The organism is Bacteroides mediterraneensis (assembly GCF_016900355.1).
In the GTDB taxonomy this organism is placed as follows: Bacteria; Bacteroidota; Bacteroidia; order Bacteroidales; family Bacteroidaceae; genus Phocaeicola.
In genome coordinates this window covers 1-485 of the sequence record NZ_JACJKA010000073.1, presented here as the reverse complement: position 1 = coordinate 485, position 485 = coordinate 1, and the positions used below count along the sequence as shown (strand labels likewise).

Annotated in this window: 1 protein-coding gene; it reads right to left on the bottom strand. The window is 55.3% G+C overall.

Annotated features, from left to right (window positions below):
* Positions 1–485, bottom strand: a 485-nt coding sequence (locus H6A28_RS14870) for a portal protein (RefSeq protein ID WP_204481075.1), incomplete at both ends; no start/stop codon positions are given.

Genomic DNA, 485 nt, shown 5'->3' with positions numbered 1-485 from the left:
CGTGCGATCAGCGGAAACCTCGATCCGGTCAGCGTCCGTCAGGTCATCGACTTCAACGTCAAAGCCCATTTCACGCAGCTCGGAGAGCGTGACACGCATCATCCGGCAGACGTAGGGGCAATCCTCCAGGATCGGGCTATTCCAGTTGCGGGCAACCAGCAACTCTTCAGGAGGAAACGCCTCAATGTGGACCTTGCCAGTCTTGCGCGTGGTCTTGATCTTCACGTCATGGACGTTGACGGGCATCCCCGACATCTGATCCACAACCAACTCGGTCGATGCTTCGACGATCTCAGGTTGACCGTCTGCAAGTTGCTGCACCAAAAGAGTAAGGGCCTCGTCAGTGAGGCCCTTGTACTTCGTGGTGTCTGTTTTCTCTGTCTCTTTCCACCGCCACATGATCGCGCAGTTCTTCAACTGGAGCGCGTCAGTGATCGCCGTGTACGAGATTAGAAAGCCGTTGTTCTGCTTGAAGAAGACGTAGT